This window comes from Vulcanisaeta moutnovskia 768-28 (assembly GCF_000190315.1).
In the GTDB taxonomy this organism is placed as follows: Archaea; Thermoproteota; Thermoprotei; order Thermoproteales; family Thermocladiaceae; genus Vulcanisaeta; species Vulcanisaeta moutnovskia.
Window position 1 is genome coordinate 1,594,997 of sequence record NC_015151.1, and the last position, 22,014, is coordinate 1,617,010.

24 protein-coding genes and 2 tRNA genes are annotated in these 22,014 nt (G+C 42.8%); 16 read left to right on the forward strand and 10 right to left on the reverse strand.

The genetic code is table 11. From position 1 onward, the window contains the following. Positions 1 to 3: 3 nt before the first annotated feature. Positions 4 to 924: a carbamate kinase gene (locus VMUT_RS08270; protein ID WP_013604969.1), complete on the reverse strand. Its 921-nt coding sequence runs from the start codon at positions 922 to 924 to the stop codon at positions 4 to 6. 179 nt (positions 925 to 1,103) lie between these two features. Between VMUT_RS08270 and VMUT_RS08275 the strand changes: the two genes are divergently transcribed. The 6 genes from VMUT_RS08275 (at position 1,104) to VMUT_RS08300 (ending at position 6,930) form a co-directional block, all read left to right on the forward strand. Continuing rightward, entirely contained in the window at positions 1,104 to 1,382 is a 279-nt protein-coding gene (locus VMUT_RS08275) for an H/ACA ribonucleoprotein complex subunit GAR1 (RefSeq protein WP_013604970.1), read from the forward strand. Next, a complete protein-coding gene (locus VMUT_RS08280; RefSeq protein WP_013604971.1) occupies positions 1,366 to 2,301 on the forward strand; it encodes a transcription initiation factor IIB in 936 nt (311 codons plus the stop codon). The genes VMUT_RS08275 and VMUT_RS08280 overlap by 17 nt, the downstream gene beginning before the upstream one ends. A gap of 111 nt (positions 2,302 to 2,412) precedes the next feature. Next, positions 2,413 to 2,847 (forward strand): helix-turn-helix transcriptional regulator, encoded by a 435-nt coding sequence (locus tag VMUT_RS08285; RefSeq protein ID WP_013604972.1) that lies wholly within the window; start codon positions 2,413 to 2,415, stop codon positions 2,845 to 2,847. 34 nt (positions 2,848 to 2,881) lie between these two features. Further along, on the forward strand, positions 2,882 to 3,445 hold the full coding sequence (thpR, locus tag VMUT_RS08290; protein ID WP_013604973.1) for an RNA 2',3'-cyclic phosphodiesterase: 564 nt from the start codon (positions 2,882 to 2,884) through the stop codon (positions 3,443 to 3,445). Between the two features lie 214 nt (positions 3,446 to 3,659). Beyond that, on the forward strand, positions 3,660 to 5,171 hold the full coding sequence (locus tag VMUT_RS08295; RefSeq protein ID WP_013604974.1) for a hypothetical protein: 1,512 nt from the start codon (positions 3,660 to 3,662) through the stop codon (positions 5,169 to 5,171). Positions 5,172 to 5,493: 322 nt separating this feature from the next. Continuing rightward, a complete protein-coding gene (locus VMUT_RS08300; protein WP_013604975.1) occupies positions 5,494 to 6,930 on the forward strand; it encodes a hypothetical protein in 1,437 nt (478 codons plus the stop codon). A 237-nt stretch (positions 6,931 to 7,167) separates the two neighbouring features. On the opposite strand, the gene VMUT_RS08305 is transcribed toward VMUT_RS08300, so the two are convergent. Then, positions 7,168 to 7,255 (reverse strand) — tRNA-Leu (locus VMUT_RS08305). Positions 7,256 to 7,368: 113 nt separating this feature from the next. Between VMUT_RS08305 and VMUT_RS08310 the strand changes: the two genes are divergently transcribed. Together VMUT_RS08310 and VMUT_RS08315 are read left to right on the forward strand one after the other, a co-directional pair. Next, the gene (locus VMUT_RS08310; RefSeq protein ID WP_013604976.1) at positions 7,369 to 9,207 is read left to right on the forward strand and encodes a COG1361 S-layer family protein; all 1,839 of its coding nucleotides are present in this window, start codon (positions 7,369 to 7,371) and stop codon (positions 9,205 to 9,207) included. Next, entirely contained in the window at positions 9,183 to 10,643 is a 1,461-nt protein-coding gene (locus VMUT_RS08315; protein WP_048056969.1) for an MFS transporter, read from the forward strand. Before VMUT_RS08310 ends, VMUT_RS08315 begins: the two co-directional genes overlap by 25 nt. Here the strand turns inward: VMUT_RS08315 and VMUT_RS08320 are convergent. The 3 genes from VMUT_RS08320 to VMUT_RS08330 all read right to left on the reverse strand — a co-directional run bounded on the left by VMUT_RS08320 (position 10,640) and on the right by VMUT_RS08330 (position 13,075). Then, positions 10,640 to 11,626 carry a thiamine-phosphate kinase gene (locus VMUT_RS08320; protein ID WP_052298527.1) on the reverse strand — a complete coding sequence of 329 codons (987 nt, stop codon included), beginning with the start codon at positions 11,624 to 11,626 and terminating at the stop codon, positions 10,640 to 10,642. The two genes, VMUT_RS08315 and VMUT_RS08320, sit on opposite strands and share 4 nt — an antisense overlap. 57 nt (positions 11,627 to 11,683) lie before the next feature. Then, entirely contained in the window at positions 11,684 to 12,022 is a 339-nt protein-coding gene (locus tag VMUT_RS08325; protein WP_013604979.1) for a hypothetical protein, read from the reverse strand. Positions 12,023 to 12,163: 141 nt separating this feature from the next. Then, positions 12,164 to 13,075 carry a DUF92 domain-containing protein gene (locus tag VMUT_RS08330; protein WP_013604980.1) on the reverse strand — a complete coding sequence of 304 codons (912 nt, stop codon included), beginning with the start codon at positions 13,073 to 13,075 and terminating at the stop codon, positions 12,164 to 12,166. A gap of 240 nt (positions 13,076 to 13,315) precedes the next feature. Here VMUT_RS08330 and VMUT_RS08335 point away from each other — a divergent pair, with 240 nt between their 5' ends. Beyond that, a complete protein-coding gene (locus VMUT_RS08335) occupies positions 13,316 to 13,753 on the forward strand; it encodes a hypothetical protein (RefSeq protein WP_013604981.1) in 438 nt (145 codons plus the stop codon). 32 nt (positions 13,754 to 13,785) lie between these two features. Continuing rightward, on the forward strand, positions 13,786 to 14,559 hold the full coding sequence (locus VMUT_RS08340) for a phosphoglycerol geranylgeranyltransferase (RefSeq protein ID WP_013604982.1): 774 nt from the start codon (positions 13,786 to 13,788) through the stop codon (positions 14,557 to 14,559). On the opposite strand, the gene VMUT_RS08345 is transcribed toward VMUT_RS08340, so the two are convergent. Both VMUT_RS08345 and VMUT_RS08350 read right to left on the reverse strand, forming a co-directional pair. Next, on the reverse strand, positions 14,545 to 14,718 hold the full coding sequence (locus VMUT_RS08345; protein ID WP_048056970.1) for a preprotein translocase subunit Sec61beta: 174 nt from the start codon (positions 14,716 to 14,718) through the stop codon (positions 14,545 to 14,547). The genes VMUT_RS08340 and VMUT_RS08345 overlap by 15 nt on opposite strands. A 47-nt stretch (positions 14,719 to 14,765) precedes the next feature. After that, entirely contained in the window at positions 14,766 to 15,347 is a 582-nt protein-coding gene (locus tag VMUT_RS08350; protein ID WP_013604984.1) for a ZPR1 zinc finger domain-containing protein, read from the reverse strand. A gap of 90 nt (positions 15,348 to 15,437) precedes the next feature. Between VMUT_RS08350 and VMUT_RS08355 the strand changes: the two genes are divergently transcribed. The 3 genes from VMUT_RS08355 to VMUT_RS08365 are packed head-to-tail and all read left to right on the forward strand — an operon-like array spanning position 15,438 to position 16,537. Next, on the forward strand, positions 15,438 to 15,749 hold the full coding sequence (locus VMUT_RS08355) for a hypothetical protein (RefSeq protein WP_013604985.1): 312 nt from the start codon (positions 15,438 to 15,440) through the stop codon (positions 15,747 to 15,749). A gap of 36 nt (positions 15,750 to 15,785) precedes the next feature. Next, the gene (locus tag VMUT_RS08360; RefSeq protein ID WP_048056971.1) at positions 15,786 to 16,202 is read left to right on the forward strand and encodes an HIT family protein; all 417 of its coding nucleotides are present in this window, start codon (positions 15,786 to 15,788) and stop codon (positions 16,200 to 16,202) included. A 35-nt stretch (positions 16,203 to 16,237) separates the two neighbouring features. After that, on the forward strand, positions 16,238 to 16,537 hold the full coding sequence (locus VMUT_RS08365) for a hypothetical protein (RefSeq protein ID WP_013604987.1): 300 nt from the start codon (positions 16,238 to 16,240) through the stop codon (positions 16,535 to 16,537). Here the strand turns inward: VMUT_RS08365 and VMUT_RS08370 are convergent. After that, entirely contained in the window at positions 16,534 to 17,604 is a 1,071-nt protein-coding gene (locus tag VMUT_RS08370; RefSeq protein WP_013604988.1) for a hypothetical protein, read from the reverse strand. The genes VMUT_RS08365 and VMUT_RS08370 overlap by 4 nt on opposite strands. Positions 17,605 to 17,657: 53 nt before the next feature. Here VMUT_RS08370 and VMUT_RS08375 point away from each other — a divergent pair, with 53 nt between their 5' ends. Continuing rightward, on the forward strand, positions 17,658 to 18,926 hold the full coding sequence (locus VMUT_RS08375) for a molybdopterin molybdotransferase MoeA (protein WP_013604989.1): 1,269 nt from the start codon (positions 17,658 to 17,660) through the stop codon (positions 18,924 to 18,926). 71 nt (positions 18,927 to 18,997) lie between these two features. Further along, positions 18,998 to 19,300, forward strand: a complete 303-nt coding sequence (locus tag VMUT_RS08380; protein WP_148224712.1) for a hypothetical protein — start codon at positions 18,998 to 19,000, stop codon at positions 19,298 to 19,300. Between the two features lie 88 nt (positions 19,301 to 19,388). Here the strand turns inward: VMUT_RS08380 and VMUT_RS12855 are convergent, their stop codons facing one another. Both VMUT_RS12855 and VMUT_RS08390 read right to left on the reverse strand, forming a co-directional pair. Next, positions 19,389 to 19,538 carry a hypothetical protein gene (locus VMUT_RS12855; RefSeq protein WP_158304806.1) on the reverse strand — a complete coding sequence of 50 codons (150 nt, stop codon included), beginning with the start codon at positions 19,536 to 19,538 and terminating at the stop codon, positions 19,389 to 19,391. 310 nt (positions 19,539 to 19,848) lie between these two features. Beyond that, entirely contained in the window at positions 19,849 to 21,402 is a 1,554-nt protein-coding gene (locus VMUT_RS08390; RefSeq protein ID WP_013604991.1) for a hypothetical protein, read from the reverse strand. A 274-nt stretch (positions 21,403 to 21,676) separates the two neighbouring features. On the opposite strand from VMUT_RS08390, the gene VMUT_RS08395 reads away from it, so the two are divergent. Next, positions 21,677 to 21,824: transfer RNA gene (locus tag VMUT_RS08395), tRNA-Tyr, on the forward strand. Positions 21,825 to 22,014 lie beyond the last annotated feature (190 nt).

Consider the following 22,014-nt stretch of genomic DNA (forward strand, 5'->3'; position numbering starts at 1 on the left):
AAATCAATCTCTAGGTATTACCTTTGTCCCTATCCTACCCCTAATAATATCCTTGGCCCTACCCAACGGCCCTACGTATGCCGCCCTTCCGCCATTTTTTATGAACCTGATGGCAGCCAGGACCTTAGGCCCCATACTACCTAGTGGAAATTGTCCCTCATTATAGTGCCTCTCAAGCTCATTGACAGCGACCTCCACTAACCTAGACTGATTGGGCTTCTTGTAATTAATGTATACGTAATCCACATCAGTTAGTATTAGTAGGTAATCGGCATTAATGGCATTAGCCAATACCTGGCTGGCCAGGTCCTTATCAATGACCGCATCAATACCTTGAATCTCACCATTGCTAATAATGGGTATTCCACCACCACCCACAGCTATTGGTACATAACCCTCCCTTATCAATAACCTTATTAAGTCAAGTTCCATAACACCCATTGGTTCTGGTGATGGCACGACTCTTCTATAACCACCACGCGCATCCCACCTGAAAACCCAACCCCTCTCCCTCGATATTTTATCCGCGGTCTCCTTATCATATATTGGTCCTATGTACTTCGTGGGGTTTTGAAAGGCTGGGTCGTTTTTATTAACTATTGACCGTGAAATAACAATGACGGGGTTCCGCCGGATACCCCGCCGCAGGAACTCATTAGTTAGGGCATTGACTATTAAGTAACCCATCCAACCCTCAGTGGCAGCATCGATCATATCAAGGCTCAGGTAATCACCAACCCTCTCAGCAAGCAGGCCTGCCTGTGGCCCGTTGCCATGGGTAACAACTACGTCGAATCCCTCCTCAATCATGTCAGCCACGTCACCCGCCGCCAACCTAACTCTTTCCCACTGCTCCTCGGGTGAGCCAACCCTAGCACCCTCCCTAGTAAAGGCATTTCCACCCAGTGCTATTACGGCGAGCACGCATCAAAGTCATTGCACGTATTTATATTTATTTCGTATTATCATACGTACTACACATTATCTTTAAACTTAAGTATATACATAACTTACTATTCCTCACCTGATATTGTTGTAATACAACCGTATTCTCCATGACGAAAAGTATTACTTTTAAATATTGTATACGACGTATACGTTAGATGCTCAAGAAGGTGGGCGATATCATGCATGTATCTCACGATAGGAGACTCGTAATTAAGTTATCATTTACGCCTCCAATTAATATCACGGTTTATGACTATGCAATGAAGAGACTGGGAACTCTCTACGACATTATTGGTCCCGTAAATTCACCGTACGGTCTCGTTAAGCCGGATCCGCAATTATCAAGACCTGAGAATTTCGTAGGTAAGTCCGCATACGTTAGGGATGTTGATTTAAGAAGGAGGAGGGGTGGTGGTCATGGTCACAGCAAATAAGCTCATTAAGACTGAGAAGCTGGTATGCCCTAATTGTGGATCCACAGATATAGTCTTTGACCCAGAGAGGGCTGAATTAGTGTGTAGGCATTGTGGTTTGGTTCTTGAGGAGCATGTTATGGATTTAGGACCTGAATGGAGGGCATTCAATGGTGAGGAGACCCTTGTTCATGAAAGGGCTAAGCCAATAAGCCCTGCCCTACCTGGACAGGGACTCGGTAACTCAGTCATTAGTATAAAGCATAATATCCTACTTCATAATAAGTTAAGGGCTCTAATTAGGCTTAACAGGTTTAATCAGTATCAATACACAGAGAGGAGGATTGCTGAACTCCTTGATGTTATTAAGCCCGTTAAGTACGAATTAAACCTACCCGACAGTGCTATTGAGGAGGCCCTAGTCCTCTTTAGGCAGTTAGCGAGTAGGTATGATCTTAGGGGTGTCAGGACAAAGGACCTGGCCCTTGTACTACTTTACGTCGCATGTAAGAGGTCTAGGATTGTTTGTCCACTTCGTGAATTAAGAAGTACCCTAAACATCGAGAGGAGTAAGAGGATTAGTAGGCTCCTTGGCCTTGTTAGGCAAGTGGTTGGTAATAATGACGTTATCATGAAAAGCCAGGAGGAGCTTGGTAGGTTTCTCCAAAGGGTAATTAATACGCTTAAGCTTAATGAGGATGTTAGGTACCACGTGACTAAGTTAGCTATGGAGATAATTAATGAGGGTCAGCGTAAGCGCCTAACTAATGGTAGGACGTTCTATGCGCTCGTTGCTTCGGCTGTTTACATAGCCGTAACCCTAATGGGTATTAGGAAGAGACAGCGTGATGTTGCTGAGGCCTCTGGTGTTACTGATGTGACCATTAGGAATCGCTATAAGGAGGTCATATCTAAAATCGACATTATAATTGAGGTTTAGTTCGCTAGTATTACTTCATTATAACGATTAAAATTTCATATTTTTCCCTAGATTTTTCAAGAACTGGTGTGAGGTCATAAGTTTTTAAAGGGTAGTTTTATTGTTTTGTTCGTGGATAGCGACGTATCTTCATTAATTAAGGAGCTGAATGAGAAAGAAACAAGGATTCTTGAGGAAATATACAAGGCAGGTGGAGAGATAATGCTTAGGGATATTTGGAGGGTTATGGGCATAAAGAGCAAGGCTGGAATGCCATTCATAAACAAACTGGAGAAGAGGGGTCTACTTACTAAGGAAAATATAGGCAGTGGTAAGAGGGTCATGTATAAGGTCAAGTTAACGGAGCTCGGCTTAGCAGTGGCTAAGGAGCTCGTAGAGACTGGGTCTCTAATGAAGGTGTTAACCTATGACCTACTAACGAAGATTCCCTGTTTCTACTGTCCATACATTGATGTTTGCGGAACTACCGATGAAATAACACCAGAGAAGTGCGAGTACCTTAACAAGTGGATATATGAAATGATTAAAGAACGTAGTGAGCAGTAAAATTAAATTATCACTTAATCAATAAGGGTAATAAATGTCCAAGGAAATATATAGGGTATTCATTGCCGTGGATTTAACGGACCAATTAAAGGAACCAATAATAAGAATGCAGAAGGAACTAATGAGCACTGGTGTAGATATGAAGCCCGTGGAACCAGAAAACATGCACATAACCCTTAGATTCATTGGTGAGATAGGTAGGGATCTCGTTGAGGAGGTCAAGAAGAGACTAAGCAGCATTAAGTATAATCAATTCACAATGCACGTTAGGGGAGTTGGCGCATTTCCAAACATAGAGAGACCAAGGGTTATCTGGGTGGGTATTGAGGAAGGCGCCAGGGACTTGATGAACCTTCATGAATTATTAATGAAGTTCACGGGAGACATCGGTGAGAGGGATGAGAGAGGTTTCGTACCGCACCTAACCATTGCAAGGGTTAAATACGTGAGGAATAGGGATAGGTACATGGAGGTGATTAGGAAATACGAGAACATGGACTTCGGGACTCAATTAGTTGATTCAATAAAGCTCAAGAGAAGTATATTAACGCCAAAGGGCCCAATATACAGCGATTTAATGACAATAAAACTGTCATGATTAATTAACCCTAACCTCTACACCTGCCTTACTGACTATGTTAAATACGTTAAATTGATGAAGAAGACGTTATTAATGTCGCTGAGTTTATGATTATGGTAATTATTGGATTAATAGCGCAAGTACCTAACGATCATGAGAGATATAAGTAGAACTTAATTTTCAGGTACGTAACGCAACACTTATATCCTCTCATCACCGTATTAACCCCTGAATGGCCAGGTCAAAGTTCCTCATCATTGCATTAATTCCATTCACCCTGGCCGTATTCATGACGTACGCGTATCTTTACCTAAGTCCATTACCGTATACCTGGTCTACGAGCAATATAAATGACCTATATGGAATCGCGACTTGTGGCAATTATGCAGTGCTGAGTTACATAAACATTAGTAATATGCAATTTTGGAGGTTCATAATCGTTGATTTGAGTAATGGGCATGTAATGAGGATATATCCGCCGGTAGCAACGAATGCAACAATGAATACCGAGGGTATAGCCTTACCTCAAATAGGCGTTAGTTGTGCAAATGAGGCATTGAACATAATATATACGTGCGTAAATAAGAGCGGCATTGTTAATAATTATGTCCCTGGAATATGCCTACTTAGAATTAATGAGAGTAATGGAAGAATAATGAGTTACTACTTCTTTAGCCCGATCTATAGCTATAAAGGTATCATACATGGACTTTTAATTGGCGCCTCCAGTTTAATCTTCATAAATAATAATAGTATATATGCAATATCAATGGGGTCAGTCTTTAATTCTAGCAGCACTAATAATGTAACCTTAACCTGGTACTTAGTGAAGTTAATCATTAGTGAAAATGGATCACTTAGACTTAGTTGGGAGACACCGGTAGCGCTTGGGTTAGGAGGTATATATATTTCAGGAGCATTTGGAAGAACCTCACCTATGCTGAGTGTGGTTGATAATCACGTTTCCCTGCTTTACAGTGGGTATGGTAATAATGGGTCGTATAATGCACTATTACTTATTAATGATTCGGATGGTTCGGTGATATACCGTGAAAACATAACAGACATTGTAAGTGATTATATTTACTACTCCGCGGTCGTGAATAACGTACTCGTGTACCCCTGCAGTGGCTCATCCCTATGCGGTATTGATTTAATGAGTGGTAAGCCGAGGACTGGTTTTCCAATTAACAACTTAGGTGGTGTTGTGTATAATGTGAATGATTATGGCGTGGTACTTAGCCAAGGTAATCATGGCGTTAATTTAACGGTGATAGATAATAACGGCATGATTATCAGAAGAATAGTGATACCAATAGACCTATACGTCGAATTGGGCGGGCACTGCTCGAGCCTTAGTCCTATGGATAAAGGCATAGCCGTACTCGTGGTGTATCCATGCAGTGTATCTTATGGTGTTTATGGGTATAAGGAGTTAGTAGCGATCGTAAACGTAACAAGCGGTTCCGTGATTCGTGAATTCATAAAACCACTGAAGCTGCCCATAATAAACTCACCAAGTCCAGACTCTATACTACCATATATAACACCAGTATTCCTAGTCAATGATAAATACTTCCTTTACTTCTTTGATGATTCACTATTTATAGTCAGTGAATCACAATTAATTAATGACTCCTGGTACTACATATTCTTTGATAACATATATACAGTGATTACACTGTGGATCATTATCGCCATCATTATAGTCATTACAATGATTACATATAGACAGAAGAGATAGGAAACAATACATAAACCACCTAATTAGATCCGAACTTCTAACATATTCCTTAATCTCCTCACTATTTCAATCACTATTTCCCTATGTAACAAGATCTCCTCTCTTGGCATGAAGTTATGGTGAAGATTTGCATGAAGACCCTCAGCAAGGCGGAATAGTATCAGAGTCTCAGGACATTATGAACTAATTCTAAACTATAGAGAAAGGATTTTTTTATATATATATATTTGCTAATTTTTAAGTAAATATTATAAATTTTATTCTCCAAGGTTAAAAGAATAAATTAATTACTTTATTACTTTAATGCAAAGTGAGAAGTGGTATGAAAATTCCAACATGCAAATTTGTTTTGGTATGGGCATTTAGTTGGGCGTTGGGTCTAACAGCACTAGTTCCTATAGTGAACTATTTGACTCCACTTCTTAACCCTGCCTATAATAATGCCTATACACCTGATGTATATTGGCGCCTAGTTCTTTACTGGCACGGTATGATATTTATGCCTCTTATAATTTCTCTTTCTGCTCTGGGGTGTTCTATCTTTGGTCTGTATAAAGAAGAAATGGGTTTTCCAGGTCGTCTTATAAAGGAATCCATTCTTATAGGTGGGCCTATAGCAATAGTTCTGGCCGGTATAGGAGGGTTATTTGATATCTATGACAGATTCATTTTCGGGATTCCCCTTTGGACACAAATAACGGCTTTCTTAATAGGGGATGAAATAGCTATAGCTCTTATAGTGGCGTTCATAGCAAAGGCATTTAAGGCAAGATTAAGCTCTTTAAAGATAATATATTTATTCATGGCATATGCAGTCTTCCTTACTCTGATATCAGCTATTCTGGGGCACATAGCAGGATGGATCACATGGTTTGGGCCATGGCCTTCATTCGTAGCCAGTTATATAAATCAGACCATGTACCCTGTTTTAGGTTTCTACAACGTAACAACTGTTATAACGTGGACAGAGAACGTAACATCCTCCCATTCGCACTTAATGCTTCCCGTAATAATGGCGGGCATAGTAGTCCTCGTTGCCTATGTATACGGTCTCCTAGGCACCTCTATCTCCAGACGTGTGAAGTACTTGACATATGCCGGTATTGCGATCATGGCTGGAGCCATGCTTGCAGCCACCGTGATCTACATTATTTCCGGAGTCGGGAACTACTCGATACCCACGCTCTTCTCATCAGGTCCTAACGACATAAATGGACTGGCGATGGATGACGTGATAACAGGGACTATCGGGTGGGGCGCTCTTCTAATTCTGGTAGCATTTATCGGGTACGCAAAAGCAAATCGTAGGCTGAATGATCCATTTATTATAAGTCTGATAACTGCAGCCATTTTGATATACCTTACTATACCTGTTACAGGTTATTGGATAGAGTTTCATGAAACATTCTACGGAGCTGCAGGGGCCTTACCAAGTGCTCCAGGGGCTGCCTTTGATGCTGCGTATACAAGGTTTCACCAAGACTTTGGGTTCTTCCTACTACCTGCACTTATAACCGCAATAGTAACCTTTGAAGTATTTAGAATAAGTGGAAGAGATAGAGTGCTTATAGGTTATCTCTTTACCACTGGAGAAATAATATCCTTCATCGCCGGAGAACTTTATTCAATGGTCTTTATCTCTCAATCTCTTCTTATTCTTGCTGGTTTTGGGTTGGCTTTAATGGCTGTCGGGGGAATAATGGGAATAAGATACATCATTAAGTATGGGACAGCATGTCCAGAGATCCCTTGGAGTTAATAATTAAAAACTTAAAACAAACTTAAATTTTTCTGTTTATTACCTTATAATTAAACTAAATTTTAAGTATTTTTACGGCATCGAACCTTAAGCACTTAAGCCCTGCCTTAAGGTGACGTATCCTAAGAGGAAAAGGCAAGCCTATTTAATAGGTTCATACAATAATCTTATCCCATACTTATATGCACGATAAGTTGAAGCCTATTATGTACGACAAATCACATAATGTTTAATCTTTGGTGCGGGGGGTGGGATTTGAACCCACGCAGGCCTTCGCCAACGGGACCTAAACCCGTCCCCTTTGACCTGGCTCGGGCACCCCCGCAGGTTTAATTTAATTTCATGGTCTTTTTTAATTTTTTGTGCGTGCTTTTTCATCGATATCTATTCGATAACTGAGAATGTTTTTTAAAGGGGTTGTTTGTTTGGTGTGTTTCGATGGACCCGATATCACTATCTATAATAATACTGGCGCATTGGTTGTTGAATCAACCCGTGGCACCTGGTGAGGATTCATACTTAGTATTTACTGTGTTTAATCCAACGCAGGCGTACTTATTTAATATGACCATAACGATCAATTCCTCGTTAATAAAACCCATATACTACGTCAATTCATCATCGAATTACTGCCAAATACCTGTTGTACCGCCTGAGGGTAATAGTTCATGCATTGTCTATGTTCAGGTTGATCCTAATACGCCCATGGGTATTTACCAAGTCCCCATTACTGTTAATTACACCGAGGTTAATATAACAACAAGTATCAAACCGTTAATTACCTACCAAACAATCTCAATACCCGTGACCACCCTAGTGACGACAACACTTTATAATGGTGAGCCCATAATAACGGGTGTTAAGACGGTGCCAGTCACTATACAAATACCCACTGTGATGGGTTCAATACCCTCAATATCAACTTCCCAAACCTCGGAGAGCGTTAATACAAACGTCTCAGTACCCATACTTGGTTATACTGGTTTTGAGGCTACTGCAATGATAGGCACGCCAGATAATGTGGTCCAGGCATTACCGAATTCATACGTGCCATTAACAATATACCTCACTAATTACGGAAACACGCCAGTTTACAATGTTACGGTTACGTTGCTCTCAACACCACCACAAATCAACATAATAAACACTACACAGCACCTACCTGCCCTACCACCTGGTCAACCAGTGCCATTAACATTTTATGCATATGTTCCCAGCTACATCTCCCAGGGTAATTACACGCTGGAGCTCAGGGTTGATTACTTCACGGGTGTTGATGACGTAATCAATGCAACATTGATAGTGCCCCAGGAACCCATTGTTTATGTTCAGTCAGTGGCTACGAACCCGCCTGAGGTGTTTCAGGGTTACCCAATGGCTCAGTTAATACTAAGCATTGTCAATATAGGGTCTGGGATGGCCTATGACGCCGAGTTATTCATCAACGGTACGGGGGCCTCACCATTAATAAGCATGCCATTAATACTTGGTGCTATACCGCCTGGTCAACCAATCCAGTTAACGGTACCCATAAGCCTACCGAGCAACTCCGGTAATTACACAATGAGTATAACGGTAACCTACGATGGCGGATCAATAACCAGGTACTACCAACTTAATGTAAGGCCTAAGGCAAACCTAGCCATAGTAAGTATTAGTTATCCACAACCACCAAACCCAAGTCTATCAAACCTGGGTGCGATGCTCAGTACAATAACATCACCAACACTATCACCAGGCGCATCTAAGGTCCCCATAACAATAACAATAATGAATGAAGGACCTGTTGAGGCTAAGAACATAATGGTGGCAATATCCACAGGCCAGGTAATACAGCCACACGTATCCTCGAGTAACCCACTCTCGGCATTAACAGCGTCGCAAGCATTCATTGGCGATTTAAAGCCTGGTCAGGAAATAAACGTGACATTCCTAGTTGATGTTGATTCAAACGCTAGGCCAGGTAATTATCCATTAGTGTTGACATTTGTATGGAATCAGACGGGTTCTTTATACCCATTGTCTGAGTCCGTGACGACCTACGTAACTGTGAAGCCAGCACCAAATGTGCTGCTCTGGGTAGTGCTCATACTAATAATAATCGTTGTCATAATAGGCATAATTGCAGCCATAAGAAGGCGTAGATTAGGTAATAATAACCGTGGATTTCAAGTAAATAATACTAATCAGGGATCAGGTAATTACCAGGGTAGGCTCGTGTATTATGAGGTGCTTTGTGGCGGTGATGATAGGTGCGTGGAGGTGGAGTTAGTTTAGAGGGTGAGTATGACGTTGCCTATGCGTGGCGTGCAACCGCGATACTGGTCACACTGGCGCTCGTTGTTATGTATACAGAGGGGATGCTTGTACCGTCATTACCAACAATTCAAAGGGATATGAACATATCCACTGCTGACGCCTCCTGGATACTATCAATATACATACTGATGGGTACTCTATCCTCGGCAATAATGGGTAAGCTGGGTGATATGTATGGTAAGAAGAGGATGCTCATAATAACAATGATAACATACACAATTGGCGCCCTCATCACGGGTTTCTCGACAAGTTACGGAATGCTCCTTGTAGGTAGGGCATTGCAGGGTGTTGGCATGGCCATGATGCCACTAGCCTTCGCCCTAGTTAGGGAGGAGTTCCCGCCGCGCATGATACCGCAGGTCCAGGGATTGATAAGTGCCATGTTCGGTGTCGGTATGGCGGTATCACTACCACTTGGTGCTTATGTATCCCAAACCCTTGGTTGGCAAGCCACCTATCACACAGTCTATCCATTCATAATCATAGAGGACCTAATGGTATACCTATACATTAGGGAGAGTAGGGTAAGGAATCCACAACCAATTGACTGGGTTGGTCTGTTCCTACTATCTACATCCCTAGCCAGTGGCTTGATAGCCGTCACTGACGCACCCACTTACGGTTGGACAGACCCCACAATTATGTCCCTCCTAATGCTCTTCGTGCTTGGCTTTGGGGTATTCATACTATACGAAACAACTGTTAATCACCCACTCGTACCAATAAACCTACTGGGTAATAGGAATGTCATGGCGGCTAACATTGGTGTTGCCCTGGCAGGATTTGCCCTATTCCTAATGGCTCAAGCCCTAACCTACCTACTTGAGTCACCTGAGCCACTTGGTTATGGCCTGTCAATACTGGATGCGGGTATTATGATGATACCAATGGCTGTGGTTCAAATGATTATTGCGCCAATAGCTGGTAGGATCATTACAAACATTGGCGCCAAGAAACTAGCCATCATTGGTTCCTCAATAGCAATAATAGGCCTTTTAATGCTGACTTATACCTCGTTCTACGGCTTATCATACGTGATAGGATCAATGTCAGTACTATCTGCTGGCATTAGTATGGTTAATGTAGCCGTGATAAACATACTCGTGTTCTCAGTGGGTAGGAGGAATATGGGCCTAGCCACGGGCTTGAACTCAGTCTTTAGGAACATAGGTGGTGCTTGGGGACCTGCCGTTGCTGGTTCATTAATGAGTATGTACCAAGCATCAGTACTCGTTTCATTAAAGCCATTACTATGGATAACACTACCCGCTAAGTTCTCGTATCAATTAATGTTCATCATAACCACAGCCCTCTATGTAATGGCGATAATAGTTATAGTCTCACTAACACGTGAGATATTCGTGAAGGGTGAAATAAGGGCTTTAGAGGCCTAGGTACTTGCCCAACCAATGAAGTAATCCCAACCTCTGTACCTAAGTATCGAATCCTTAAAATATACGCCACTACCTTCCTCGACCGTTGCGAATGACTTAAAACCAAGCCTTTCAAACTCAGGTACGCATTCTCTCCTTATTGAGAAGATTGGTAGGAACTCCTCACCCCCATTAAACACTACCTCCTCAATATTAACACCTGGAATACCACTTAATGAATCGAGGAAATCCTCACTAATTGGTAATTCATTAATGCTTATTCTTACCTTACCGTCAATTGACATTGTCCATAGGACCTTGCCAAGCCCATCACTTGAGTCCATACTCGCTGAAATACAGTCCCTGTACTGCTTGAGATAATCTAGCATGCTCATCTCTGGTTTAGGTCTTCTTAGTATTTCAATGCCCTCCTTAACAGCCCTTGCGTCAATCCACCTATTTAACTCGTTGTTATAATATAGTTTGAAGACTAGGCCCGTATAACCAAAGAGGGGCTTAGTGACTAATGTATCGCCGACCCTGGGATTTCTACCTATAATACCCACCAATGGCTTGCCCACGGCTGCAACATCAATGACATCATCTAATCCCTCATTTAGGTCACCACCTAGGTATTTCATACCGAAGTAATTAGCTCCATCACCCAAGCCCTTCACTATTTCCCTAAACTCATCAATTGTTGAGTTATTCCTCATTGTTATGGAGACTACTGCGTAAAGTGGTTTACTAAGTTTTACGAGAAAGTCGCTGGCTACGGATGCCATAACCTTCCAACCCATATCGAAGTAGGTCATGAAGGGCATTCTAGATGTTGATAGTGATAAGCCATCAATCTTAATCGCTAAAGTGCTTCCATCGATCTCTAGGTACTCCAAGTCATTATCCTCAGTGGAATTAATAATACCCCTAATGATACCTATCAAGTTCGTTTCTCCAAATCCCCTTAATTCTCTCCTTACCTGGTCATTATCCTCTCTTGACATTGAGATAATTATGTAATTCAAAGGTATTATAAGTGTGTATTTCAGTGAGGAATTGAATTATTGAGTAACCTCCTCAAGGAATTTTAAGATATCCTCAGGACCACTACTCTGCTTAATTAGGCCCCAAAGCTTTGAATCCTTGCATAGTTTGTACCTAACAACACTCCTACTACTATCAACCTGTAAATAACCCTCATCGCTAAGTTGCTTAAGAACATGCTTAACCAGCGTGAGTACCACGGGTATTGCGTCATTAAACTCCGCATACTCAAGGATCTTCTTCGGTGTAAAGCTCACGCAGGTACCCCTTGCGTACTTAACGGCCACCCACAAACCCCTCGCAACCAGCTCCTCAATCTTCCTAAAGTCCGCGTAAATATTTGTTATTTGGGTCATTAAGTAGACGTAGACAGCTGGATTTAAAGGGTTCATGGTTAATTACGTATACGTAATAGCCCTGTATATCCAGGCATAAATATGCAATAAATATGCCTGTACTTATGTTTGCTCGTAAGACCTATTACTTACCTACTTGCTTTATAAATCAGTAATGACAACGTGAGGACCAAACAATAACAGCAGTACTACTATGGATGCCGCAGCTATTATCGCTGATACGAGTAGGTTTACATCCTCATTCTCAAGGTCATAACTGCCCATTACCCTTATAGTCCTCTCACCGCATACATGAACCTCCCTATCAGTCATTATACCACACCTTGGGCATTTATACTTAGGTTGAAACAAAGCCCCAAAAATACTGTCAAGAACCTCACCCAAATAACCAAGAATTAAAACAATAATTACAAACCAAATGTTTACGGAATCAATATAGCCCAGGAACTTGAGTAGGTACTGAATGCCGAGGTACGTCAGCGCTATTGTGGATGAACCGAGGAGCGAACTCGCCTCACCCAATAACGTAACACCACCAGACACGCCTGGATCGACTACGGTCCAAGGCCTTATTATTAACCTCGGCCTTGAATTACTGAGAACACCCAACTCTGAGGCCCATGTATCTGCGTTTGAGTAGGCAATGCTCGTAATAGCGGCTGTGGAGAGTAATTGGTACATCACCATACTATGATTAAAATAGGCTATACCCGCCAATAATGCCAGGGTACTGGGTACTAAACCCACAGCCAATACCTGCTTCCAATTCCTTCCCTTAACATCCTCCGCAGTACCGAGTTCCTCCTTCCTCTCAACACCAACCTTAGTAAGGACGCTCGAGCTACCTAGAAACACTATGAATGGTAGTATTGAGGATGGCCCACCGAGGAGTATCATTGAACCTACGAGTATTGACGGTATGATCGCATCCCTTGTTATAACCCTAATCCTCAATGCAGCATAGGCCAATATTAATGAGATTATCAGCGCCGCAATTGCAATTAATGAATAAGCAATTACTGTATCATTAATACTCATGATTATTCCATGCATCAATTAATTGCTCGATAAGGTTTTTTAAGTATTATTTCGATATTTTATGAGGAGATAGGGCGTTACACGGTCTGGTCATGTGATGATACAGAGTTACGCAGATCGATGACGATAACTTACCCGACTGATTAAACCTAGGTATATACTTAATCCCTGATTGTTCGTGGCAGGAATTCATTGACTAGAAATTCATTAGTATTAAGAAAAAGGTATTTATATTAAGACTTAGTTGTGGCTTCGATGGGTCGTAGAAGGAAAAGTCGTAAGAAATTACTACTTAGGCCTAAGAAGACCCTGCCCAAGATATTCACATGCCCACATTGTGGTGCGCCATTGGTTAATGTAAAGCTCGATAAGAAGGAAGGGAAGGTATTGGTTAACTGTGGTAATTGCGGTCTTGAGGCCGAGTTCAATTACATACCTGGCTTACTTCCCGTGGATTACTTCAATAAATTCGTTGACCTTTATTACCAGGGACAGATAAAGCCTAAGAAGGAGGTTACGGTATCATTATCACAATTAGCGCCTAAGACGAATCCACTACTTAATGAGGATCAGGAATCAAGTGAGTCATTTAATGAAAGTAGTGAGGAGCTCAGTGGGGGGATTGGTTCTGAGGAGGTTTATGGAGAGGGAGAAGGCGAGTATTCAGAGGGTACTGAATATACCGAGGAGTGATATTTAAAATTCAATAGGGTTTCTCATTATTAATGGGTATTAAGGATTACCTATTAGGTCGTATTACTGAGCTTGGTACAATACACATGACATTACTTGACCCAGACAAGGTGAGTGCTAGGGAGTTTAGGGAATTGGCGTTAATGGTTCAGGAATACGGTAGTGATGCATTAATGGTTGGTGGTTCCCTGGGGATATCCGAGGGCCAGTTAGATGAGTATCTAGGGGCTGTTAAGGATTCGTTGAAGATACCCGTTATCCTATTCCCAGGTAGCGTGGCAAACCTGAGTAGGCACGCCGATGCCGTATTCTTCCTCAGCGTACTCAATAGCGCCGATCCATACTTCATAGTCGGTGCCCAAATACAAGCCTCGGTACTGCTTGTGAAGAGGTTCAGGAACCTGGAACCAATATCACTGGCTTACATCATTATCGGTGATGGTGGCGCAGTTGGTTATGTGAGTCACGCCAGGCCAATACCCTATGACAGGGATGACATTGCGCTGGCCTACGCATATACTGCACAGTTAATGGGGTTTGACATGATATACCTCGAGGCTGGTAGTGGTGCCCGTGAGCCCGTGAGGCCAAGGATGGTTTCCAGGGTGAAGCAGTTGGTTAGTAAGCCATTGATAGTTGGTGGTGGTATTAGGGATCCTGAGAAGGCCGGTGAGTTGGCTTTGGCGGGTGCTGATGCGGTGGTTACGGGGACTATAATTGAGGAAAAGCCTGAGTTAATTAAGGATATAATAAGAGCGGTGCATGAAGGAGGAATTACGAGAAGGAGGAACTCAAAGAGGAACTAGGAACTTCAATATTATTACTAGCAATGAAATTGCAATACCAAGGAATACCACGGCCTGCGGGCTTATTTTAATTTTCTCGATTTCCTTAGCCTCATTAAACTTGACTAATCCAGCGGCAATGAATGGTGACATCCCCGATGTACGTCTACGCCTAGGCATCAACTATTGGCATAGCTAGGAAATTAAAAACTTAACTCAAAGGGTTATCACGTCATTGGGTTAAGCGGTTCAATGCGAACACTCGAGTCACGACCTGGTGGTGGTTTAATCATTGAATTACCGTTTGGGTCCTCAATAATTATCCTAAACCTAAAACCACCCTGGAGGGCTCTCTGCACCTTATCCTTGAACTCCCTCAGCCTGCGTATACTCTCCTCATCACCCTCATTCAGAACCTCCATCCTCTCAGCAACATCGATCATCCTCAACAATAGGCCTTCTACAGTCGTTATCATGGCCTCCGCATCAGGCCCTGGATCAATGTCAAAACCAAGTTCGGGGCTACTTATCCTCGCACTCCTTGACCTAAATATGTAGGTCTTATACACATCAACATCGTCTTTAACATCGTAGGTAATCCTCGAAGGGCCCTTTGAATTAAGGTACTGAATATCAACTCTCCTATAGCCACAGTAATCGCATTGATTACTATACAGTATTAAATCACCAAAGGCTGGGTCACTATATAGTATCTCAATTACGTGGAGCGCATCCCTACCGCACACAGGGCATTTCTCAATCCCAGAGTATAGCACCTTACCATGAATGCTCACATCATTATCATTCATTAGGCTTTGATGATAATCCAAGTATTTAAAGCATATTACTTACGTTAGTGTATAATCTTTAAAAGGGGGTTGTTCCAGGTACGTACCTTGATGAGCTCAGTAACACCAAGTAAGTGGCTTACGATCCTTGGTATAATAGCAGCATTAATACTTGTATTATTCATAATGGGTTTTTGGTATGCAGTCTATACACCTGGTGTTCTCTCGACATGTTCAGGCCCCTTCACATTAATGGAGATCCTAGCCCTAATATTATCAATTTCTGGAGTGTACTTATTAATGAGTTACCTGAGTAGGGGTAGTGTCAGTGACTTATTACTGATAGTCTTTGTAGTGGTGCTTGCAATATTTGCAGTGAGTTTCTACTTGCTGTCAGTTTCGTCGTATGGCGCCATATGTTAAGTCTTAAAAGTGATGATTATTATGGGCATTTATCATATGGATTGCGTGTTCTGTAGGATAGTTAGGAGTGAGGAACCTGCCTATGTGGTTTATGAAGATGACCATGTAATCGCAATACTCGATAAGTACCCAATAAGTAGGGGTCACACACTCGTCATGCCAAAGAGGCATTATAGGGATATAACGGAGATACCGAGTGATGAATTGTGCCGTGTAATCACGGTTACGAAGACAGTGGCCATGGCAGTAATCAAGGCTTTGAATGTACCTGGCGTGAGGATTATTCAGAACAATGGTGCTGAAGCTGGTCAGGTTGTCTTCCACATGCACTTCCATGTAATACCAATGACTGGTCACATCGTTGGTAGGCACTACCTAACTGAGGAGGAGGGTCGTGAAGTATCTGAATTATTGTCCGGCGCCATTAAGGAAATACTTAGCAATAAGAGTTAACTTTTTTATACCATTTTCGCTAATAAATTCTCACTATGGAAGTATTTGGCTTAACACTAACACAGATTGTTAGTATAATAGGGCTCTTCGTACTAGGCCTATTAGTGGGTATATTAATAAGGAAGTTAGTCGGTGTTGCCCTAGTACTACTGGCCATAGTAATACTCGCAATAGCCCTAGGCTACCTAAGCCCATCAACCCTAGTCTCAATACTTCACTATGCAGGCTACGCAATGAGTGCTGCCTACGCAAAGACACAGCAGTTCGTAGGGGCCATCCCATACTCATCACTGGCTTTCATAATAGGTCTCGTTATTGGTCTCATAAAAGGTTAGTTAAGATAAATAACTCTTAGGTTCGACCTATATAGGAAATCGAGGAATGAGTCAAAGGCCCTATCCAGGGATTGAGGTTTATAGACCATTGTCTCATTACCGCTTATGAATACAAATCCTGTGTGAGGTGGTAAATCACTAACATGCTTGTTCATTATATCCGTAAACTCCTCACCAGGCCTATGCATTATTATGATGACCCTATCCTCCCGTGAGTGGTAATCCAGAATCCTCCTACTTGGTAAAATCCATGGATAAAGCATTATCAATTCCCTACCGCCCTCACCAAACACTGTATATACAATGCCGCACCTTGCAATCCTGCTATAGGTGTACTGACCATGAGGGCTGATGATCCTCCTCATAGACCTAGCGCTGGAGTCCTTCATTTCATGAATCACGGTCCTAAGTTCCCTCAAATCAATGACTGGGTTAAGTATGGGTTCACCAATGGAGCCATCAAGTATATTGCCAATTCTCGTTTTAAGTACAAACTCCTTAAAATCAATTCCATAAATAGCCCTAAACAACCAACTAATGGGTTTTGAGCCAAAGGCCGCGGATTCCACGGCAACCAGCTCAAGGGCATCTAAGTCACCCAGTGATTCCCTAATGTTGGGTATTGGAATATCCCCACTCATCTCAAGGAGTCTGGGTATTAGGTATTCAGGTACGAACAATACACCCCTCCTCCTATGCATTAAAACCCCAGCCCTTATTAGCTCAGTAATAATATCCTCGTTAAAACCCATGAGGGTGAATTGAACCTTAAGAACGTTCTCATCACCACCAAGCCCCATGTACTTAACCAAAGCGTAAGCCGCATTACCGAAACCCCTAACCTTGCTCATTGAGTGGTCGGCCAATGTCTCATAAAATCTCTTAATCCTATTACCCACATCCTCCCCAATTGATGATATGAACTCTCTAACTCTATTAAGCACATCCATATACCTATCGCCATACCTCAAACTAAAGTCCTGAATCAAGGTCTCCTCTCTCTCATCATCATAATTAATCAGTTGATACACACCCTCCAGTACCTCAGTATTTAATTGTTCACCCACACCAATTATTAATGCTGCTAGAGTTTTAAATAGCGCATTGCCCTTTAAGCCACGTGAAGCCTCATGAATATAAGTTCGTGATACCACATGAACTTGAGGAATTAACCAATGCAGTAAATACATTAAGTACTGTTAATGAGGAGCCAGTACCCGTGTGGGACTCAATGGGTAGAGTACTTTCGAGGGACATAATTGTACCCATAGACATACCACCACGCCCTAAGGTGGCTTATGACGGCTACGCCGTTAGAAGTCAAGACATTACCAAGGTACCCACTAAGTTAAGGTTTGTTGGTTCAGTAAGTATTGGTGAGGTCCCAAGTATTAAGGTAGGCCCCATGGAGACGACCTACGTAACCACCGGCGCCTACTTACCAGATGGCACCGACGCTGTTGTCCCTGAGGAGTTTGTTGATGTTGTTGGCAATAATGAGGTCATTATTAATAAGGCGGTTAAGCCCTGGGAAAACGTAGACCCAGCAGGTAGTTTCGCCAGGAAAGGCGAGGTGGCACTCAGGGAAGGCACGGTTATAATGCCCTGGGACATACCAGCACTGCTGGAACTTGGCATCGGCGAGGTTTGGGTTAGGAGGAAGGTTAGGATTTACGTGATCGCCACAGGTTCCGAACTCGTAGAGGCAAGGGAACCAGGCGATGTTATTAATGCAATAGTCAATGGAAAGGTTATAGAAAGCACGGCATCAATGATCAAAGATTATGTCAACATGTACGTTCCCTACGCCGAGGTTATCGGCAAAACAATAGTACCCGACAATCCAGACGCAATACGAAGTGCCATACTTCACGGTCTCGACCAGGCAGATATAGTAATAACCACGGGGGGTACGGGGCCGAGTGGTATAGATTACGTGTACGAGGTCACACAATCCCTAAAGCCCAGGGCATACATTAGGGGCCTAAGAATGAGGCCAGGTAAACCCACAGGCCTAGCCGTACTGAGTAATAATAAGGTCATCATAAACCTCTCCGGCCACCCAATATCAACGTTAAATGCACTCACGGTAGTTGTTAATGATGTTATTAAGCGAATGGCTGGCGTCAAGATAGGTATGCCGGAACCCAGGGTTACCGCTAAACTGGCTAAGGGCTCGCTAGGTGATGAGGAGATTGCAAGGCAGTACAGGGTTAGGGTTAGGAGGGTTGGTAATGAGTACCTTATTGGGAACATACCGAGACAAGGTAGTTCACTGACGCACACGCTTCTAATGATAAATGGGCTAGTGTTCACGAGAAGGGGGCAAATAATTAGGGAGGGCGATTACGTTGAGGTGCTGCTCCTGAGAGAGCCGCCTCGCGAGTGATTTCAATTTTACAAAATATTTCAACCCAAACACTGAAAGTAATTTATAAATCAAGTGGATAAAATAATTATGTGAAGCAAAAACTACTGCAAAGACAGGAACAGAAACACAGATGTGGGATAAGCGATATTAGGGAATTCATAGTGAACTACGTAATTAAGAACTGCAGGAGGAACATAACGAGGGATGATGAATACAAGATAACAATGGCGTGTTTCCACGCATGGCACCAAACAAGGTATGGAATAAGGGCATCACAGCAATGCATAAGAACCCTGGTACTCTACCTACCGGCAATAGCCCAGGAATTAAAACTAAAAATAGAAAGAGAAGGAAACGCAAAATACATAATAACAAGGCAGGAACCACCCTAACTGAACACCCGAGGTAAAAAATACCACCAACAAGACTAAACAACAATGAGTACTGTGAAACCCACCAATATAAGGCGCCTAATGGCGATCACCATACTCGCCCTAGGCATAGTCTCAATAGCCCTAACAATCCTGGCGCATTGGTCACAGCCAAGCCCTCCCCACCGTTAGTACTGACAACCCCCACCAACGGCCTATGAACAACGTGAAGAACCAAGATGAGGCCCAGGATAACCATAATAATCATTGACATAGTTACTAATAAGCGCTTGCGGAATCTGAAAAACATGACCCTCGGGAATTAAAAACGTAAGCTCTTTTAAATCCTATCCATAGAAATAACCTAATCCTTAATCATAGTATTATGATTATTAATACTATAGCTACAGCTACCTACATCAGCAATTTCTCAATAAATATGTGAAGCTATAGTCACGAGCAGTATACCATAAGCTCATAGCCAAACCTACATGACTTAGAATGAGGTATTGAGATACAAAGAAAATATTGTCCAAGGATTTTAAAGGAATAATGATTGCGTTAATTTCTCATGGGCATGTGGATGATGGTAATTCATACGAGCCTGAACCAGATGATGGACCGTAATAACTACTTAGGAGACTTACTGTGTAGGTTGCGCTTGGGTTATATTGAAGTACGAAGTATCCCTGGCTGAAGAATTGCTCAACCAGGTAACCTGAGGACAATGGATAACATATCGCCACATTGCCAGAGTATACCGGTGATGCTGCAGTATTTATAGTGCCTGGGTTCACGACCCAAAGACCTTGACCATCAAGCACCCCGAAACCTACCGGGTACTCATAACCTATCTGTGTCTGTACTGGTGCGCAGAACCAATTCTGATTCTCAACACCTATGGACCAAGTAAGGCTACTTAGGATACCCGATGATACATACGGACCATTGACTATGGACAGCGACGCCGTCAGCGAGTAAACAGGGCTTGATGGGTCAGATTCCAATGCGGCGTCATAAATGAATTCTAGGACCTCCAAAGCGATCTGCTCAACCACCTCCAGTGTGGATGGTGAACTGAACGAACTACAACTCGTACTACCCGGCTGTGCCGCATCCGGGGTACCAGTCCACGACATGTATGAGTTGTAGCCATTTTCCTGATCTATGTAGTATCCAGCAGTCATATTAATACCAACATTATAGTAGCCCCAATCACCACCGCCACCATTACTGCCGACCACAATATTGTTGAAACCAAGGTATTCAACAGGAATATCAGCAGGGGAACCAGATGGTTCGTAAACACCGGTTATGCAATAATCATAAACGTACTCATTACCAGTATTAGTATCCATGATCGTATTCACCCCAGTACCGAAGAACCATTGATTAAGATTATTACTTTGTATTGCCTCTAATGTTTGCCTACAGAGGTCTACATCATAATATGTTGAGTCCATGTTTCTTAGCGGCAATTGATCTGTAGTTACTTTATTGATCTGTACCCAATACGAAATCAATCCATTCAACGTAACCGTATACTCACCACTCACCTGTACCGGACTTATTACTAGGTAATTCCTGCCGCCAAAGCCAACCACATACGCCGAACCATTAACATGCATGACCGGATACCCGATTACTTTGCTTTTGTAGTGGTTTCCCCATGCCACTGCTATTGCCTCCTCGAGCATTGGTACTTGCCCTGGGTTTTCCGTGTAGAGTATTACCAAGTCACCCCTTCCTACCACACCCTCGAGTTGCTCGGCCAGTTGGTTTAGTGAGGTGTGCATTGTCTCATTCACGAAATCCCAGTCAATGATAACGATGGAGTCATTGGGCAATGATGATAATTGACCAAGACCCACCAACCCACTAATGAACCGGCCCGAACCAACCACATAGGCAGTGACGGGGAGGACAAGCGGCTGAGGCTTGGCGGGAACAACCATGAAGCCACCACGCCCCAGCGACCCATACGCAGCACCGGGCCTATGGGTAATGCTTGATACAAACCTCACGGCATTGCTAACAGCATTAATAATGATCGAGGCCACAGAGGGCTTGAACAACGCAGTAATGAGAAACACATCAACCAGGGCGAGGACGAGCACAATCACAAACAACCACCCGCGTGAGGTGATTCTCACACCCATCAAAAATCATTAATTCACAGGACTTTTCTTTACTCCGCCTATTCATAAAAAGTGGGTCGAGCAGAGTTGAATCCGCCTTGGTCCTCCCTTGCCGCCTTCTCTCATCACAGCCTTAAACACCCACACTATCAAGATAAGCAGTGAGCAAAAACCAAACACACCACCAAAACACCAACACACAACCACAAACCCAACCCAGGGCAAAGACTTAAAAAACAAACAAGATAAAACCAACGCGCCCCCGGTAGCTCAGCGGTTAGAGCGGCCGGCTGTAGCCAGCCCCACGGGCAACAAACCAAAAAGCCCGTGGAAAAGATAGAAACCGGCAGGCCCCGGGTTCGAAGCCGTGGTGGAGAGCCACGGCGAAGGTCCCGGCCGGGGGACCAAAAAATTCAATTCCTCATGCCTATTCAATTCCTATTTTATTAAGCCATTTATTCGCTAGCTCTCTTATTCTATGGCTCTTTTCATTATTATTTACTGTTTGTTTTAGCCATTATTATTACTTCATTAAGTAGATCATCGTGCTCTTTAATTTCGCTCCAGGGTATGTATATTTCTGGTAATTTTTCAGTG

Bases quoted from the DNA above. Each gene is read 5' to 3' on its own strand.
- VMUT_RS08275 (WP_013604970.1), top strand. From the start codon at position 1,104: ATGCTCAAGAAGGTGGGCGATATCATGCATGTATCTCACGATAGGAGA.
- VMUT_RS08280 (WP_013604971.1), top strand. From the start codon at position 1,366: ATGGTCACAGCAAATAAGCTCATTAAGACTGAGAAGCTGGTATGCCCT.
- thpR (WP_013604973.1), top strand. From the start codon at position 2,882: ATGTCCAAGGAAATATATAGGGTATTCATTGCCGTGGATTTAACGGAC.
- VMUT_RS08295 (WP_013604974.1), top strand. From the start codon at position 3,660: ATGGCCAGGTCAAAGTTCCTCATCATTGCATTAATTCCATTCACCCTG.
- VMUT_RS08300 (WP_013604975.1), top strand. From the start codon at position 5,494: ATGAAAATTCCAACATGCAAATTTGTTTTGGTATGGGCATTTAGTTGG.
- VMUT_RS08310 (WP_013604976.1), top strand. From the start codon at position 7,369: ATGGACCCGATATCACTATCTATAATAATACTGGCGCATTGGTTGTTG.
- VMUT_RS08320 (WP_052298527.1), bottom strand. From the start codon at position 11,626: ATGTCAAGAGAGGATAATGACCAGGTAAGGAGAGAATTAAGGGGATTT.
- VMUT_RS08325 (WP_013604979.1), bottom strand. From the start codon at position 12,022: ATGACCCAAATAACAAATATTTACGCGGACTTTAGGAAGATTGAGGAG.
- VMUT_RS08330 (WP_013604980.1), bottom strand. From the start codon at position 13,075: ATGCATGGAATAATCATGAGTATTAATGATACAGTAATTGCTTATTCA.
- VMUT_RS08335 (WP_013604981.1), top strand. From the start codon at position 13,316: ATGGGTCGTAGAAGGAAAAGTCGTAAGAAATTACTACTTAGGCCTAAG.
- VMUT_RS08340 (WP_013604982.1), top strand. From the start codon at position 13,786: ATGGGTATTAAGGATTACCTATTAGGTCGTATTACTGAGCTTGGTACA.
- VMUT_RS08345 (WP_048056970.1), bottom strand. From the start codon at position 14,718: ATGCCTAGGCGTAGACGTACATCGGGGATGTCACCATTCATTGCCGCT.
- VMUT_RS08350 (WP_013604984.1), bottom strand. From the start codon at position 15,347: ATGAATGATAATGATGTGAGCATTCATGGTAAGGTGCTATACTCTGGG.
- VMUT_RS08355 (WP_013604985.1), top strand. From the start codon at position 15,438: ATGAGCTCAGTAACACCAAGTAAGTGGCTTACGATCCTTGGTATAATA.
- VMUT_RS08360 (WP_048056971.1), top strand. From the start codon at position 15,786: ATGGATTGCGTGTTCTGTAGGATAGTTAGGAGTGAGGAACCTGCCTAT.
- VMUT_RS08365 (WP_013604987.1), top strand. From the start codon at position 16,238: ATGGAAGTATTTGGCTTAACACTAACACAGATTGTTAGTATAATAGGG.
- VMUT_RS12855 (WP_158304806.1), bottom strand. From the start codon at position 19,538: ATGGTTATCCTGGGCCTCATCTTGGTTCTTCACGTTGTTCATAGGCCG.